14 protein-coding genes are annotated in these 16,140 nt (G+C 70.6%); 4 read left to right on the top strand and 10 right to left on the bottom strand.

Translation table 11 applies throughout. The features are described from left to right. Together AB0G84_RS24600 and coxB are read right to left on the bottom strand one after the other, a co-directional pair. On the bottom strand, positions 1-1,074 hold a 1,074-nt coding region (locus tag AB0G84_RS24600; protein WP_361324591.1), incomplete at its 3' end, for a cbb3-type cytochrome c oxidase subunit I. Then, positions 1,071-2,033, bottom strand: a complete 963-nt coding sequence (gene coxB, locus AB0G84_RS24595) for a cytochrome c oxidase subunit II (protein ID WP_361324588.1) — start codon at positions 2,031-2,033, stop codon at positions 1,071-1,073. The genes AB0G84_RS24600 and coxB, both read right to left, overlap by 4 nt. Positions 2,034-2,316: 283 nt before the next feature. On the opposite strand from coxB, the gene AB0G84_RS24590 reads away from it, so the two are divergent. After that, positions 2,317-3,705: an aminotransferase class V-fold PLP-dependent enzyme gene (locus AB0G84_RS24590; RefSeq protein WP_361324585.1), complete on the top strand. Its 1,389-nt coding sequence runs from the start codon at positions 2,317-2,319 to the stop codon at positions 3,703-3,705. Between the two features lie 8 nt (positions 3,706-3,713). On the opposite strand, the gene AB0G84_RS24585 is transcribed toward AB0G84_RS24590, so the two are convergent. Beyond that, positions 3,714-4,688, bottom strand: a complete 975-nt coding sequence (locus tag AB0G84_RS24585; protein WP_361324582.1) for a carbohydrate kinase family protein — start codon at positions 4,686-4,688, stop codon at positions 3,714-3,716. Between the two features lie 159 nt (positions 4,689-4,847). Between AB0G84_RS24585 and AB0G84_RS24580 the strand changes: the two genes are divergently transcribed. After that, positions 4,848-5,075, top strand: a complete 228-nt coding sequence (locus AB0G84_RS24580) for a hypothetical protein (protein WP_361324579.1) — start codon at positions 4,848-4,850, stop codon at positions 5,073-5,075. A 151-nt stretch (positions 5,076-5,226) separates the two neighbouring features. Further along, positions 5,227-6,726, top strand: coding sequence for a hypothetical protein (locus tag AB0G84_RS24575; RefSeq protein ID WP_361324576.1), 1,500 nt, complete (start codon positions 5,227-5,229; stop codon positions 6,724-6,726). Between the two features lie 81 nt (positions 6,727-6,807). Here the strand turns inward: AB0G84_RS24575 and erpA are convergent, their stop codons facing one another. Next, positions 6,808-7,164, bottom strand: a complete 357-nt coding sequence (gene erpA / locus AB0G84_RS24570; protein WP_030070025.1) for an iron-sulfur cluster insertion protein ErpA — start codon at positions 7,162-7,164, stop codon at positions 6,808-6,810. A gap of 265 nt (positions 7,165-7,429) precedes the next feature. On the opposite strand from erpA, the gene nadA reads away from it, so the two are divergent. Next, positions 7,430-8,617 (top strand): quinolinate synthase NadA, encoded by a 1,188-nt coding sequence (gene nadA / locus AB0G84_RS24565; RefSeq protein ID WP_361324573.1) that lies wholly within the window; start codon positions 7,430-7,432, stop codon positions 8,615-8,617. Positions 8,618-8,787: 170 nt separating this feature from the next. On the opposite strand, the gene AB0G84_RS24560 is transcribed toward nadA, so the two are convergent. The 6 genes from AB0G84_RS24560 to AB0G84_RS24535 form a co-directional block, all read right to left on the bottom strand. Further along, on the bottom strand, positions 8,788-9,246 hold the full coding sequence (locus AB0G84_RS24560; protein WP_361324570.1) for a hypothetical protein: 459 nt from the start codon (positions 9,244-9,246) through the stop codon (positions 8,788-8,790). A 226-nt stretch (positions 9,247-9,472) separates the two neighbouring features. Next, positions 9,473-12,661, bottom strand: coding sequence for an efflux RND transporter permease subunit (locus AB0G84_RS24555; RefSeq protein ID WP_361324567.1), 3,189 nt, complete (start codon positions 12,659-12,661; stop codon positions 9,473-9,475). Between the two features lie 185 nt (positions 12,662-12,846). Continuing rightward, on the bottom strand, positions 12,847-13,533 hold the full coding sequence (locus AB0G84_RS24550; protein WP_361324564.1) for a response regulator transcription factor: 687 nt from the start codon (positions 13,531-13,533) through the stop codon (positions 12,847-12,849). Next, complete coding sequence (locus tag AB0G84_RS24545) at positions 13,530-14,828, bottom strand: sensor histidine kinase (RefSeq protein WP_361324561.1); 1,299 nt, start codon at positions 14,826-14,828, stop codon at positions 13,530-13,532. Before AB0G84_RS24545 ends, AB0G84_RS24550 begins: the two co-directional genes overlap by 4 nt. A 102-nt stretch (positions 14,829-14,930) precedes the next feature. Continuing rightward, entirely contained in the window at positions 14,931-15,209 is a 279-nt protein-coding gene (locus AB0G84_RS24540) for a hypothetical protein (protein ID WP_361324558.1), read from the bottom strand. Positions 15,210-15,266: 57 nt separating this feature from the next. Beyond that, positions 15,267-16,070: a PspA/IM30 family protein gene (locus AB0G84_RS24535; protein ID WP_361324555.1), complete on the bottom strand. Its 804-nt coding sequence runs from the start codon at positions 16,068-16,070 to the stop codon at positions 15,267-15,269. Between the last annotated feature and the right edge of the window lie 70 nt (positions 16,071-16,140).

Raw genomic sequence — 16,140 nt, 5'->3', positions numbered from 1 at the left:
CTCGAAGGACAGCGAGCCCTTCCACATCGTGCCGATCCAGTTGAAGAACTTCACACCGGTCGGCACCGCGATCAGGAACGTCATGAACGAGAAGAACGGCAACAGCACGCCGCCCGTCACATACATGTGGTGCGCCCACACCGTGACCGAAAGACCGGCGATCGAAACCGTCGCGGCAATCAGGCCCATGTAACCGAACATCGGCTTCCGGGAGAACACCGGAATGACCTCGGAAATGATGCCGAAGAACGGCAACGCGATGATGTACACCTCTGGATGGCCGAAGAACCAGAAGAGATGCTGCCAGAGCAACGCCCCGCCATTTGCGGCATCGAAGACATGCGCCCCGAATTTACGGTCCGCCTCCAGCGCGAACAGCGCCGCCGCCAGCACCGGGAAGGCCAGCAGGACCAGCACACCGGTCAGCAGCACGTTCCAGGTGAAGATCGGCATCCGGAACATCGTCATGCCGGGTGCCCGCATGCAGATGATCGTCGTGATGAAGTTGACCGAACCGAGGATCGTGCCGAAGCCGGAGAAGGCCAGACCCATGATCCACATGTCCGCGCCGACGCCCGGCGAGCGGACCGCGTCCGACAGCGGGGAGTACGCGAACCAGCCGAAGTCGGCCGCACCCTGCGGGGTGAGGAAGCCGCCGACCGCGATCAGCGAGCCGAAGAGGTAGAGCCAGTAGGCGAACATGTTCAGCCGCGGGAACGCCACGTCGGGCGCGCCGATCTGCAGCGGCATGATCCAGTTCGCGAAACCGGCGAACAGCGGCGTCGCGAACATCAGCAGCATGATCGTGCCGTGCATCGTGAACGCCTGGTTGAACTGCTCGTTCGACATGATCTGCGTGCCGGGGCGGGCCAGCTCGGCGCGCATCAGCAGCGCCATCAGGCCGCCGACGCAGAAGAACGCGAACGACGTCACCAGATACATCGTGCCGATGGTCTTGTGGTCAGTGGTGGTGAGCCACTTCACGGCGGCGATGCCGGGTTGCTTCTTGCGTACGGGCGGTGCTGCCGGAGCCGATTCGGCGGCGGCACCCTGAGGTTCGTTGAGGATGCTCACTGGTTCTTGGTCTCCGCATTCCTGGCGTGATCCGTCTGCTTGATGCCCGACGGCAGGTATCCGGTCTGGCCCTTCTTCGCCAGGTCCTTCAGGTGCTCCCGGTAACGCTCAGGGGAGACGACCTTGACGTTGAAGAGCATCCGAGAGTGGTCGACGCCGCACAGCTCGGCGCACTTGCCCATGAAGGTGCCCTCCTTGTTGGGAGTCACCTGGAAGACATTGGTGTGGCCCGGGATCACGTCCTGCTTCATCAGGAACGGCACCACCCAGAAGGAGTGGATGACGTCGCGCGAGGTCAGCACGAACTCGACCGACTCGCCCTTCGGCAGCCACAGGGTCGGGCCGGGGTTGCCGGTCTGCGGGTTCCGCTCGCCCGGGACACCCGTGTCGTAGACACCGTCGGCACCGGCCGGCGCGGTCTTCTTCCACTTGGTCGGGACACCGTCGAGCGCGCTGGAGTTGATGTTCGAGGTCGACTTGTTGCCGTCCACGTTCTCCAGGTAGTTGAACGCCCAGCTCCACTGGAAGCCCACCACGTTGATGACGTGGTCCGGCTTCTTGGAGGTCTTCAGAAGCGCGCTCTCATCACGCGCGGTGAAGTAGAACAGCACCGCGATGATGATGAAGGGGACGATCGTGTACAACGCCTCGATCGGCATGTTGTACCGCGTCTGCGCGGGGACCTCCACCTTGGTCCTGCTGCGGCGGTGGAAGATCACGCTCCAAATGATCAGGCCCCACACCAGCACACCCGTTGCGAGTGCGGCGGCCCAGGAGCCCTGCCAAAGAGAGAGGATCCGCGGCGCCTCGTCGGTGACGGGCGTTGGCATGCCGAGGCGGGGGAAGTCCTTGTATGTGCAACCAGTAGCGGTCGCCAGGACCAGGCCCGCAGCAAGCACCTGCGGCAGCTTCCGCCGCATCGGGCGCCGCGACGAGCGGTCGGAGCCGTTGGGACTCACGTAGCGCCTTCCCGAGAGTCTCGCCCGCGCGGTCGGCTGCGGCCTTACTCGCTGGTCGGTCGCCGCCCTGCGTCGGGCAGGGGTTTGGATGTTTATGCGGGCCAAACCTTACTGGACGCTATTTGGGGTCGCGCGGGGAGGGTGCCCAACGCGCCGCGCCGCACCCCTAAGGGGTGGCCACCGGGCCCGCGGGGCGCCGGGCGGCGGCCCGAATACCCCCTGCCACCAGGCATCTGACGAGGTAACCGGCACCGCCCGGGCACCGGCGGCTAACGTCTCGTACGTGCCCTACTTCGACGCCGCGTCCGCCGCCCCCCTCCACCCCGTCGCCCGTGAGGCCCTGCTCGCCTCGCTCGACGAGGGCTGGGCCGATCCGGCCCGCCTCTACCGCGAGGGACGCCGCGCCCGGTTGCTGCTGGACGCCGCCCGCGAGGCGGCCGCCGAGGCCGTCGGCTGCCGCCCGGACGAGCTGGTTTTCACTCCATCGGGGACGCAGGCCGTGCATTCCGCGCTCTCCGGTGCCCTGGCCGCCCGGCGGCGGGTCGGCCGCCGGCTGCTGCACTCCGCCGTGGAGCACTCCTCCGTACTGCACGCCGCGCAGGCGCACGAGGCGGCCGGGGGCACCCGTGCGGAGATCGCCGTGGACCGCGGCGGCCGGGTGGCGGCCGGTGCGGTGGCGGCCGCGCTGACCCCGGACACCGCACTGGTCGCCGTGCAGTCCGCCAACCACGAGGTGGGCACCGAACAGCCGGTCCAGGAGGTGGCCGCGCTGTGCCGGGAGGCCGAGGTGCCCCTGCTGGTGGACGCCGCGCAGTCGCTGCCGTGGGGGCCGGTGCCCGGGGACTGGTCGCTGCTGACGGCGAGCTCCCACAAGTGGGGCGGCCCGCCCGGGGTGGGGCTGCTCGTCGTCCGCAAGGGCACCCGGTTCGCGCCGCAGGGCGCCCGGGACGAGCGGGAGTCGGGCCGCAGCCCCGGCTTTGGGAACCTCCCGGCGATCGTGGCCGGCGTGGCGGCGCTGCGCGCCCTGCGGTCGGACCCGGGGACCGCCGCCGAAGCGGCCCGGCTGCGGGCCCTGGTGGACCGGATCCGTACGCGGGTGCCGGAGCTGGTGCCGGAGGTGGAGGTGGTCGGCGACCCGGTGCACCGCCTCCCCCACGTCGTCACCTTCTCCTGTCTCTATGTCGACGGGGAGAGCCTGCTACACGAGCTGGACCGCTCCGGTTTCTCCGTCTCGTCCGGATCGTCCTGTACGTCCAGCACCCTGACGCCGAGCCATGTCCTGCGGGCGATGGGCGTGCTGTCCGAGGGGAACGTCCGGGTCTCGCTGCCGTACGGGACGGCCGAGGCGGATGTGGACCGCTTCCTGGAGGTGCTGCCCCGGGTCGTAGAAGGCGTACGGGAGAAACTGGGCGCGCCGGTCGCGGCCGGAGGCGCCGCGGAGGGTGCCGAGGCGGTGACCGTGGACGCGCTCGGGATGAACTGCCCGCTGCCGGTGATCGAGCTGGCGAAGGCGATCGGCCGGGTGCGGCTGGGCGGCACCGTCACGGTCCTGTCGGACGACGAGGTGGCGGCCGTGGACATCCCGGCGTGGTGCTGGACGCAGCACCAGGAGTACGTGGGGACGGAGGCGGCGGACCAGGGTGTCGCCTATGTGGTCCGCCGCTCCGTCTGACGGCCCGATCAGGCCAGGTGCTGCTGGACCTCGGCCGCGGCCTCGTGGCCGTAGGCCTTGGTGAAGCGGTCCATGAAGTGGCTGCGGTGCAGCTCGTACTCCTGGGTGCCGACGGTCTCGATGACCAGCGTCGCCAGCATGCAGCCGATCTGCGCGGCGCGCTCCAGGCCGACGCCCCAGGCCAGGCCGGACAGGAAGCCGGCGCGGAAGGCGTCGCCGACGCCGGTGGGGTCGGCCTTCTGCTTCTCCTCCGGGACACCGACCTCGATGGCGGGCTCGCCGACCCGCTCGATGCGGACGCCGTTGGAGCCGAGGGTGGTGACGCGGGCGCCGACCTTGGCCAGGATCTCGTCGGCGGTCCAGCCGGTCTTGGACTCGATCAGGCCCTTCTCGTACTCGTTGGAGAAGAGGTAGGTGGCGCCTTCCATGAGGGAGCGGATGTTCTCGCCGTCCATCCGGGCGATCTGCTGGGAGAAGTCGGCGGCGAAGGGGATGCCGCGGCTGCGGCACTCCTCGGTGTGCCGGATCATCGCCTCGGGGTCGTCCGCGCCGATCAGGACGAGGTCCAGCCCGCCGACCCGCTCGGCCACGTGCTGGAGCTCGATCAGTCGGGCCTCGCTCATCGCGCCGGTGTAGAAGGAGCCGATCTGGTTGTGGTCGGCGTCGGTGGTGCACACGAAGCGGGCGGTGTGCAGCACCTCGGAGATCCGTACCGAGCGGGTGTCGACGCCGTGGCGGTCGAGCCAGGCGCGGTACTCCTCGAAGTCGTTGCCGGCGGCGCCGACCAGGATCGGCTCGATGCCGAGCTGGCCCATGCCGAAGCAGATGTTGGGGGCGACCCCGCCCCGGCGGACGTCGAGTTGGTCGACCAGGAAGGAGAGGGAGACCGTATGCAGCTGGTCCGCCACGAGCTGGTCGGCGAAGCGGCCGGGGAAGGTCATCAGGTGGTCGGTGGCGATGGAGCCGGTGACTGCGATACGCACGACGGGTCTGCTCCTGCGGAAGGCGGAGGGACGAACGGACGTAAAGCAACGCTACCCGGCGGGGGGCTTCGCCACAGGGCCGTCCCGCCCGCCCGGCACCATGGAAACTACTAAATAGTAGGCCTTTCTCCTCGGAACCCGGCTGCGTACGGTGCCTCTATGACCAAGCCTGTGAAAGCTGTCACACCGCGTACCGCTCCCTCGCCCTCCGCGTCCGACCCGGAGTCGTTCGACGAGCTGCGGGGCGACTGCGCGCGGATGGCCGGGCGCTGGCACGCCGGGCGGCGGACCGCGCCGGCACGGGGCCGTGCGTCGGATCTGCACGGGGTCGAGGTCCCGGCCCGTTCCGCGGCGCTGTTGGACGGGATGTCCGAGTACGGCGACTGAGCCGTCCGGGTGTCCGCCGCCCCCTGGAACCGCCGCCCGCCGGCGCGCCCGCGGGGGTGGGGAACCGTTTGCGCCCCCGCTCCGTCCCATCGGCGTCCACCTCACCAAGGTGGGCACGTCAGATGCTCAGCGGAGCTGAAGGAGCGATGCGGTGAACACCGAGGACACCGAGCACACCCCTGACACCCCGGATGCCCCCAAGGAGGCCAGGCGGCGCAGCCGTGTGCTGATCGCCTCGATGGCCGCCGCGGTGCTGCTGGCCGGGGGCGGCGCGGCGTACTGGGCCTCGTCCGCCTCCAGCGACGGGGGTTCCGGTGCGAGCCCGGCGGGTGAGCCGCCGCCGCTGGCGCTCGACGGCTACTCGGGCGGCGGCTCGATCGCGGCCGGGGAGCCCAACCCGCAGGGGGCGAAGTACAAGGCGGTCGCGGACCTGCCCGACGGCCCCTCGTCGGCGCCGGTGTACCGGCCCACGGGCCAGATCAGCCGGGAGTCGGTGGAACGGCTGGCGAAGGCGCTGGATGTGTCCGGAAAGGTCCGTTCGGAGGGCACCTCCTGGAAGGTCGGCGGGCTGACCCGGGACGCCCGGAGCCCGGTGCTCCAGGTGAACAAGACCGGCTCGGGCTCGTGGACCTACGCGCAGTACGGCACGCCCGGCGGCACGAACTGTGCGCTGCCCTCCTCCCCCAAGGGCGACACCGGCGCGGGCGGCACCGGCAAGGACCGGCCCGGCTGCCCCTCGTACCGGGGCGGCGGGGACATCACGACCGAGGACGACAGCAGCGGCAAGGGCGCGGTGTCGCCGGAGAAGGCCAAGCAGGCGGTGCGGCCGGTTCTGGCGGCGCTCGGCCAGCAGAACGCCAAGCTGGACGCGAGCGGGCTGTCCGGCGCGGTGCGGATCGTCAGCGCGGACCCGGTGCTGGGCGGGCTGCCGACGTACGGCTGGCAGAGCGATCTACAGGTCGGCTCGGACGGCCAGGTGGTCGGCGGCAGCGGGCAGTTGGCGCATCCGGCGAAGGGTGCGGTCTACCCCGTACTGAACGCGGACAAGACCCTGGACCGGCTGAACGCGGGCGACGGCCGGAAGCCGGCCGACTGCCCCTCGGCGCCCGGCAAGGACGGCGGGAAGGGTTCCATCGCCCCGTGCGAGCCGGCGCCGAACAAGCCGCAGAAGCCGGCCGAGGTGACCGGTGCGGTCTTCGGGCTCGCGGTGCAGTACGTGGACGGCGGCCAGGCGCTGGTGCCGTCGTGGCTGTACCGGGTCCGGCAGCCGGGCGCCGGCAGCGGTCCGGACACCGCCGGCACGACCGTGGCGCACCCCGCGGTAGACCCGAAGTACCTGACGCACAAGGACCGGACGCCCAAGGGCCCGTCCGGGAAGCCCGGGGCGATGGCGCTGGAGTCGTACGACGTGGGCGACGGCGGCCGGAAGCTGACCGTGCACTTCTGGGGCGGGGTGTGCAGCGTCTACTCGGTGACCGCCGAGGAGTCGGGCTCGCAGGTGAAGACCAAGGTCACCGGCAAGGACAAGAAGCCGGGCCAGATCTGCGTGAAGATCGCCAAGGAGTTCACCAAGACCGTGACGCTGAAGGAGCCGCTGGACGGCCGCAAGGTGATCGATGTGTCGAGCGGTGAGTCCGTGCCGAAGCGGTGACGACCGGGACACCTGGATACGCCGAGGGCGGCACCCCACGGGGGTGCCGCCCTCGGCGTGTCCGCTGGTGCCGCAGCCGGCTCAGCTGAAGGAGTCGCCGCAGGCGCAGGAGCCGGTGGCGTTGGGGTTGTCGATCGTGAAGCCCTGCTTCTCGATGGTGTCGACGAAGTCGATGGAGGCACCACCCAGGTAGGGGGCGCTCATCCGGTCGGTGACGACCTTGACGCCATCGAAGTCCTTGACGACGTCGCCGTCGAGCGAACGCTCGTCGAAGAAGAGCTGGTAGCGCAGGCCGGAGCAGCCACCGGGCTGAACGGCCACCCGCAGCGCGAGGTCGTCCCGGCCCTCCTGCTCCAGCAGGCTCTTGACCTTCGACGCGGCCGCGTCGGACAGGATGATGCCGTCGCTGACGGTGGTCTTCTCGTCCTGCACGCTCATCTACATCTCTCCCGGGTTGTACGGACCGCTTGTCATCGGATGCAACAAGCTGCAACCGGCGACGCCCCGGATTAATTCCGGCTTGGCGTTTCTTCTTCATGCTCGCACACCGCCGGCCGAGAGCTGGTGGCCGACCACACACCGCGCGGTACTGATGCGTCACATCGACGCAATGGCCATCGTCAAAGTGACGTGAAGCGGCTATGATAGATAGCGTCAAATAGACGAAAAGGCTGCACCAAGAGCCGTCTGCAGAAAAGAGAGGGTGCGTGTTGTGACCACCGCCCAGCCCCTGGACGTCCAGCCGACCCCGCTGGCGCTGCTCCTCCTGGGCCGCGAGGCCGACCCCAAGAGCGAGCGCGGCGTGGAGTGCCCCGGCGATCTGCCGGCCCCCTCGGACCCCGACCTCGTCGAGCGGGCCCGCGCGGCCAAGGAGAAGCTCGGCGACAAGGTCTTCGTCCTCGGGCACCACTACCAGCGCGACGAGGTGATCGAGTTCGCCGATGTCACCGGCGACTCCTTCAAGCTCGCCCGGGACGCCGCGGCCCGGCCGGACGCCGAGTACATCGTCTTCTGTGGCGTGCACTTCATGGCCGAGTCCGCCGACATCCTCACCGGCGACGACCAGCAGGTCATCCTCCCCGACCTGGCCGCCGGCTGCTCGATGGCCGACATGGCCACCGCCGAGCAGGTCGCCGAGTGCTGGGACGTGCTCACCGAGGCCGGCGTCGCCGAGCAGGTCGTTCCGGTCTCGTACATGAACTCCTCGGCCGACATCAAGGCCTTCACCGGCAAGCACGGCGGCACCATCTGCACCTCCTCCAACGCCCGGCGCGCGCTGGACTGGGCGTTCGAGCAGGGCGAGAAGGTGCTCTTCCTGCCCGACCAGCACCTGGGCCGGAACACCGCGGTCCGCGACATGGGCATGCCGCTGGACGACTGCGTGGTCTACAACCCGCACAAGCCCAACGGCGGCCTGACCACCGAGCAGCTGCGCAACGCCCGGATGATCCTCTGGCGCGGTCACTGCTCGGTCCACGGGCGGTTCTCGCTGGACTCGGTCAACGACGTCCGCGCCCGGATCCCCGGCGTCAACGTCCTGGTCCACCCCGAGTGCAAGCACGAGGTCGTGGCGGCCGCCGACCAGGTCGGTTCGACGGAGTACATCATCAAGGCCCTGGAGGCCGCCCCGCGCGGCTCGAAGTGGGCGATCGGCACGGAGCTGAACCTCGTCCGCCGGCTGGCGAACCGTTTCGCCGCGGAGGACAAGGAGGTCGTCTTCCTCGACAAGACGGTCTGCTTCTGCTCGACCATGAACCGCATCGACCTCCCGCACCTGGTGTGGACGCTGGAGTCGCTGGCGGACGGCAAGGTCGTCAACCGCATCGAGGTCGACAAAGAGACCGAGCACTTCGCGAAGCTGGCACTGGAGCGGATGCTGGCGCTCCCGTAGGCGCACGCGCCGTGGTCCCGCGCCCCTTCACCGCGCCGTACGGGGTGGCGGAGGGGCGGGGCGCGGGAGGGCCGGAGCAGGAGGGGCTGGACGCAGGAGGGGCTCGACGCGGGAGGGGCTCGACGTGGCAGCGTGAGCCCCGGCCCGCAGGTGGAGGCTCCGCCCGGGGATCAGCTCGCGGCCTCCAGCTTCCAGCTGACCTTGTCACCGTCCTTGACGGCGGTACCGCAGGGACCGGTAGTGATCTTGTCCTTGCCCACATAGGCCTTCCACACCTTGGTGGCGGTCGCCTCATCGCCGTGGATGTTGGTGACGACGTAGTCCTGCTTGGCGGTGTCCCAGTTCACCCGCACGCCGAAGCCGTACCGGTCGTTGGCGTCCAGCAGGGCGGTCAGCGGGGTGGGCTTCCCCTCGGTGGTGGCGCAGTAGACACCGCCGGCGCCGGTGCGCGCGAAGGTCCGCACCAGCCCGACGTTGGCCGTGAAGGCCCCGCCCGATACGCCCACCCGGACGGCGGCAGTGAGTCCGGTGCCGTCCGCACCGACGGGCGGAGCGGCCACCGGGCCCATGGCGAGGGCCAGCCCGGTGGTGGGCACGAGAACGGCCTTGGCGGCCAGCGCGGAGAGCACGGTTGCCTGCCTTTCGTCGATACAGCACGCACAGCTACCGTCGCATCACTCCCGGCAATCCGCGAGCCGGTCCCGCGTCGGCGGCCCAGGAGGCCGGCGGGGTTCGCCGTCCTCGATACAGGCGGCGGGCGACGGCGGGACCGGCAGCGGGCCTCGGATACGCAAGGGAGCCCCCGCCACCGTGACAACGGTGGCGGGGGCTCCCTCAGGTGTGGCCCGGTGGGGGTTATATGCCCGCGGGCTCCGGGGTGCGGTCGGTCGGTTCGGTCGGGGCGCCGGGGCGGTCCGCGCGTTTGGCGGCCTTCTTCTTCGCCCGGCGTTCCTTGCGGAGCTCGATCATCGTGTAGAGCGTCGGGACGAGGAGGAGGGTGAGGAGGGTGGAGGTGATCAGACCGCCGATCACGACCACCGCCAGCGGCTGGGAGATGAAGCCGCTGTTGCCGGTGAGGGACAGGGCCATCGGGACCAGCGCCATGATCGTGGCCAGGGCGGTCATCAGGATGGGGCGGAGGCGGTGGCGGCCGCCCTCGATGACCGCCTCGACGACGCCGTAACCCTGGGCGCGGTACTGGTTGATCAGGTCGATCAGCACGATGGCGTTGGTGACCACGATGCCGATCAGCATCAGCATGCCGATCATCGCCGGGACGCCCAGCGGGGTGCCGGTGGCGAGCAGCAGGCCGACCGCACCGGTGGCCGCGAAGGGGATCGAGACCAGCAGGACCAGCGGCTGGATCAGCGACCGGAAGGTGCCGACCAGCAGCATGAAGACGATGGCGATGGCCGCCAGCATGGCCAGGCCGAGCGAGGAGAAGGCGTCGGACTGGTCCTGGGAGACACCGCCGACCTTCACGGTGGCGCCCTCCGGCAGCTTCAGGTCGTTCAGGGTGCTCTGCAGCTGGGTGCTGACCGCGCCGGTGTTGTCACCGGTCGGCTTGGCGGTGATGGTCGCCGAGCGGGCCCCGTCGATCCGGGTCATCTGGACGGGACCGTCCACCGTCTTGATCGTGGCGAGGGTGCCGAGCTTGACCGGGCCGCCCGGGGTGGGGACGGCGAGGTTCTTCAACTCGCTCTCGGTGGTGGCCGGGTGGGCCGCCTTGATGACGATGTCCCGCTCGGTGTCGTCCAGGACGGCCTTGCCGCTGGTGGTGCCGCGGACCGCTTGGGCGACCGCCCCGCCGAGGGTGGTCTGGTTGTAACCGGCCGCGGCGGCCTTGGCGTTGGGCGTCACGGAGATCCGCGGGACGCTCTGGGACAGGTCGCTCTGGACGTCGGTGACGTGGTCGAGCCCGGCGACGGCCTTGCGGACCTGCTCGCTGGCCTTCTTCAGAACGTCGGCGTCGGCGGCCTTGACCACCACGCTGAGGTCCTGGTTGCCGAAGCCGCCGCCCGCGGTGATGGTGGTGTCGCCGATGGACTTCCCGAGCTTGTCGAGCGAGGCCCGCAGGTCGTCGGTGACCTTGCCGGAGTCCTCGGAGTTCTTCAGCTTGACCTGGTAGCTGGCCTGGTTGGCGCCGGTGCCGCCGCCGAAGGCGGCCATGAAGCCGGAGGAGCCGACGGTGACCTGGTAGTCGGCGATGTCGTCGTTGGCCGCGAGCAGCTTCTCGACCTTCTTCGCCTGCTTGTCGGCCGCGCCGAGGCTGGTGCCGGGCGCGAGCTCCTGCTTGACGGTGAGGGTGTCCTGGTCGCCCTGGTCGAAGAAGTTGGTCTTCAGCAGCGGACCCATGCCGAACGTCCCCAGCAGGATGGCCACGGCGATGACCAGGCTGGTGGCGCGGCGCCGGGTGGCGAAGCGCAGGACCGGGACGTAGAGGCGCTGGAGGGGGCTGCGGGCCTCCTTCTCCTCGGCCTCGCGGCGCAGGTCCTCCACGGTGGTGCCCTCGGGAACCTCGGGGGCGCGCAGGAACCAGTAGGACAGGACCGGGACGACCGTCAGGGCGACGATCAGGGAGGAGAGCAGCGCCACGGTCACCGTGATGGAGAAGGAGCCGAAGAGCGCCCCCACCATGCCGCCGACCACGCCGATCGGGAGGAAGACCGCGACCGTGGTGAGGGTGGAGGAGGTGATCGCTCCGGAGACCTCCTTGACGGCGGAGAGGATGGCCTCGCGGCGCTCCTCGCCGTAGCCCAGGTGCCGTTTGATGTTCTCCAGGACGACGATGGAGTCGTCGACGACGCGGCCGATGGCGATGGTCAGCGCGCCGAGGGTGAGCATGTTGAGGGAGAGGTCACCGGTCCACAGCACGATCAGGGTGATGACGACCGAGAGCGGGATGGAGACCGCGGTGACCAGGGTCGAGCGCAGGCTGAGCAGGAAGACCAGGATGACGATGACCGCCATCACCAGGCCCAGCAGGCCCTCGGTGGTCAGCGAGTCGATCGACTTGGAGACCGCCGGGCCCTGGTCGGAGACGACCGTGACGTCGGTGCCCTTGCCCAGGTCCTGACGGATCGAGCCGAGCTTGTCCTGCACCGCGTCGGAGATCGCGACCGCGCTGCCGTCCTGGTCCATCGTCACCATCACGGCGAGGCTGGGCTTGCCGTTGGTGCGGGTCAGGGAGGTCGGGGTGGCCGCCTCTTCCTTGACGGTGGCGACATCGCCGAGCTTGACCGGACCGGCCGACTGCCCGCCGGCACCCGCACCGCCCGCACCACCCGCGCCGGCACCGGCAGCGGGGGCGAGCGGCAGGTCCTTGATCTGCGCGACGGAGGTGAAGCCGGCGCCGACCTGGACGGTCTTGCTCTGCCCGTGCTCGGCGAAGGAGCCGGCGGGCACCGACGTACCGCCGGCCTCCAGCGCCTGGCCCAGCGACTGCGCGGTCAGCCCGGCGGCGGCGAGCTTCCGGTCGTCGGGCGTGACCGCGACGATCTGGTCCCGGACGCCGTCCACGGTGACCTGGCTGACGCCGTCGATGTTCTTCAGGGCCGGTACCACGCTGCGGTCCAGCTTGTCGGCGAGCGTCTGCTGGTCCTTGGTGGAGGAGGAGACGGCGAGGACGACGGTGGGGATGTCGTCCGTCGAGCCGGCCACCACCTGCGGGTCGACGTCCTTGGGCAGCTTGGCGCGGGCTCGGTTGACCGCCTGCTGGACGTCGGCGACCAGACGCTGGGAGTCGTTGCCGTAGTCGAACTGCGCCATGATGACGCCGTTGCCCTCGCTGGACGTCGAGGTCACGCCCTTGATGCCGTCCACGGCCTGGATGCCGTCCTCCAGCGGCTCGATCACCTGCTTCTCGACGACATCGGGCGAGGCGCCCTGGTAGGGGGCCAGCACGGAGACCATCGGGAGCTCGATGGAGGGCAGGAGCTGCTGTTTGAGCTGGGGTATCGCGATGGCTCCGAAGGCGATCGCGACGATCGACATCAGCGCTATCAGGCCCCGTTGTACGAGGCTGAGCCGGGACAGCCAGGACATGGCAGGGGTCACTCTCTTCTGTTCTGAACGGCGGGACGGGCCGGCGGGCCCCGCACGGGCCCGACGGCAGGGGCCTGCTCAGGCCCACCTCTACCTTCGGCCATGGCCAGGCCGGTTTTCCTCGCTCGCAGGTCGGTTTCCGGCCGCTGCCCCGTACCGCGATCGGAGTACGGGGTGCTCCACCCCTACTGCACCCGTGGGCGTACGAGCCCTGACTCGTAGGCGATGACGACCAGCTGGGCGCGGTCCCGGGCGCCCAGCTTGGCCATCGCACGGTTGACGTGCGTCTTGACCGTGAGCGGGCTGACCGCCAGCTGCTCGGCGATCTCGTCGTTGGAGAGCCCGCCGGCCACCAGGGTCAGCACCTCCCGCTCCCGGCCGGTCAGCGTCGCCAGCCGCGCCTGGCCGGGGCTGCCGGGGCCGGCGGCGTCCGGACTCCCGCCCTGGGCGAGGAACTTGGCGATCAGCCCCTTGGTCGCGGCGGGCGACAACAGGGCCTCGCCGGCCGCCGCGATCCGGATCGCGTTCAGCATCTCGTCCGGCTCGGCGCCCTTGCCGAGGAAGCCGCTGGCGCCGTTGCGCAGCGACTGCACCACGTAGTCGTCGGCCTCGAACGTCGTGAGGATCACCACCCGGACGTCGGTGAGCTCCGGGTCCTGGCTGATCATGCGGGTCGCGGCCAGGCCGTCCACCCCGGGCATCCGGATGTCCATCAGCACCACGTCGGGGCGCGCCGCCCGGGTCAGCTCGTACGCCTGGGCGCCGTCCGAGGCCTCCCCCACCACCCGCATGTCCGGCTCGGACTCGACCAGCACCCGGAAGGCGCTGCGCAGCAGGGCCTGGTCGTCGGCGAGCAATACCTTGATCGTCATGCGGTCTCCCCCGTACGGACGGTCTGCAGCGGAAGGGTGACCCGCACCTGGAAGCCGCCGGCCGCGCGGGGGCCGGTGACGACCGTGCCGCGCAGCGCGAAGACCCGCTCCCGCATCCCGATCAGGCCGTGGCCGCCGCCGTCGGCCGGCTCACCACCGTCGGCCACCTCGGCGGCGCGCTCGCCGCCCTTCTGGCGCGGTACGCCGGCCCGGCCCGCGCCGTCGTCCAGGACCGTCACGGTCAGCGCGGAGTCGGACCGGACGATCCGGACGGTGGCCCGGGCGCCCTCGCCGGCGTGCTTGTGGACGTTGGTCAGCGCCTCCTGGACCACGCGGTAGGCGGTGAGGTCGACGGAGGCGGGCAACTGCCGGTCCTCGCCCGGTAGGTCGAGGTCGACCGGGAGCCCGGCGCGGACGAAGCCCTCCACGAGCTGGTCGAGGACGCCCAGGCCCGGGGCCGGCTCGGTGGGGGCCTTGGGGTCGTCGGACTGCCGCAACAGGCCGACCGTGGCACGGAGTTCCTCCAGCGCCGACCGGGACGCCTCACGGACGTGCGCCAGCGCCTCCTTGGCCTGGTCGGGCCGGCTGTCCATGACGTGTGAGGCCACCCCGGCCTGGACGTTGACCAGGGCGATGTGGTGGGCGACGACATCGTGCAGATCACGGGCGATCCGCATGCGCTCCTCGGCGACCCGGCGGCGGGCCTCCTCCTCGCGGGTGCGCTCGGCCCGCTCGGCCCGCTCCCGCATGGCGTCGACGTACGCCCGGCGGCTGCGGACCGCGTCGCCCGCGGCGGCGGCCATGCCCGTCCAGGCGAAGATCGCGACGTTCTCCTGTGCGTACCAGGGGCTGGGGCCGCAGAGCATGGCGAAGGCGGTCAGCCCCACGACAGTCAGGACGCCGATCCGCCGGGTGGTGGGCCGGTCCGTGCGGGAGGCGACGGTGTAGAGCGCGATCACGGCGGAGGCGGACACCGGGGCGCGCGGTTCACTGGCGCTGATGACCAGCTCGACGAGGGTCAGCCCGGCGGTGACCGCCAGGACCGTACGCGGCAGCCTGCGGCGCAGGACCAGGGCGGCGCAGGCCACCGCGGCCAGCGCCACGGTGGCCGCGGAGACCTGGTGGGGGTCGATGCGGGGGCCGTTTTGACGGTGCGGGTTGACCACCGCACCGATCAGGATGCACCCGAAGGCGCCCACCGCCAGGGCCGCGTCGACCAACAGGGGATGCGAACGGGGCCACCGGAAGCGGCCGGTGACGCGGGGCGCGTCCGGAGCGGGGCCTGGGAGACTCACAAGAGCAAACGGTAGCGCCCCGGTCCGACGGGGGACCGGGGCGCTGGGTGCCGTAGGCGCTGGAGTGCTGGGTCCGGGAGGTACCGGACGCGCTGCTGCGGGTCAGCCGGGGATCAGCCCGTCGTCGCTGAGCATCTCCCGGACCTCGGCGAGCGAGGCGTCGGGGGACGGCAGGATCAGCTCGGACGGTTCCAGGGCGTCGTCGGGGAGGGGCGTGCCCAAGCGGCGCACCGCTTCCAGCAGGGCGCCGAGCGTCCGCCGGAAGCTCTCCTCGTCGTCCCGCTCCATCTCCGCGAGCAGCTCGTCGTCCAGCTTGTTGAGCTCGATGAAGTGGGAATCGTCCAGCTTCACCTGGCCCTCCCCCATGATCCGTACGATCACGACGGTCTCCCTCGGTCCGGTCCCGACGATCCCTGCGAGGCTAACCCCCGCCGGCCGTCACTGCTTGTCGAAACGCGGCTGGTCCTGCTGCTGCCCGGAGGACTGGGCCTGGCCACCCTGGCCGGGCTCGATGGCCTGCTGGCCGCCCGAGGGGCCGCCCGCCAGCTCGGCCTTCATCCGCTGCAGCTCCAGCTCGACGTCGCTGCCGCCGGAGAGCCGGTCCAGCTCGGCGGTGATGTCGTCCTTGGCCATGCCGGACGGGTCGTCCAGCGCGCCGGAGGCCATCAGCTCGTCGATGGCGCCGGCCCTGGCCTGCAGCTGCGCGGTCTTGTCCTCCGCACGCTGGATGGCCATGCCGACGTCGCCCATCTCCTCGGAGATGCCGGAGAAGGCCTCGCCGATCCGGGTCTGCGCCTGGGCGGCCGTGTACGTGGCCTTGATCGTCTCCTTCTTGGTGCGGAAGGCGTCGACCTTGGCCTGCAGCCGCTGCGCGGCGAGGGTGAGCTTCTCCTCCTCGCCCTGCAGCGTCTGGTGCTGCGTCTCCAGGTCGGTGACCTGCTGCTGCAGCGCGCTGCGGCGGGTCAGCGCCTCGCGGGCCAGGTCCTCGCGGCCGAGCGCCAGCGCCTTGCGGCCCTGGTCCTCCAGCTTGGCGGACTGGCCCTGGAGCTGGTTGAGCTGCAGTTCGAGGCGCTTGCGGGAGGTCGCCACGTCGGCGACGCCGCGGCGCACCTTCTGCAGCAGTTCCAGCTGCTTCTGGTACGAGTAGTCGAGGGTCTCGCGCGGGTCTTCGGCCCGGTCCAGGGCCTTGTTGGCCTTCGCGCGGAAGATCATCCCCATCCGCTTCATGACACCATCGCTCATGGGCCTCGCGCGCCCCCTTCTGACCCGAGTCACCCCGGGCTTAGGCTCCAGCACATCTACAGACCCCACA

This window comes from Streptomyces sp. NPDC020742 (assembly GCF_040641675.1).
Taxonomy (GTDB): domain Bacteria; phylum Actinomycetota; class Actinomycetes; order Streptomycetales; family Streptomycetaceae; genus Streptomyces.
The sequence above is the reverse complement of the archived record's forward strand: the minus strand, read 5'-3'. Positions and strand labels throughout refer to the sequence as shown.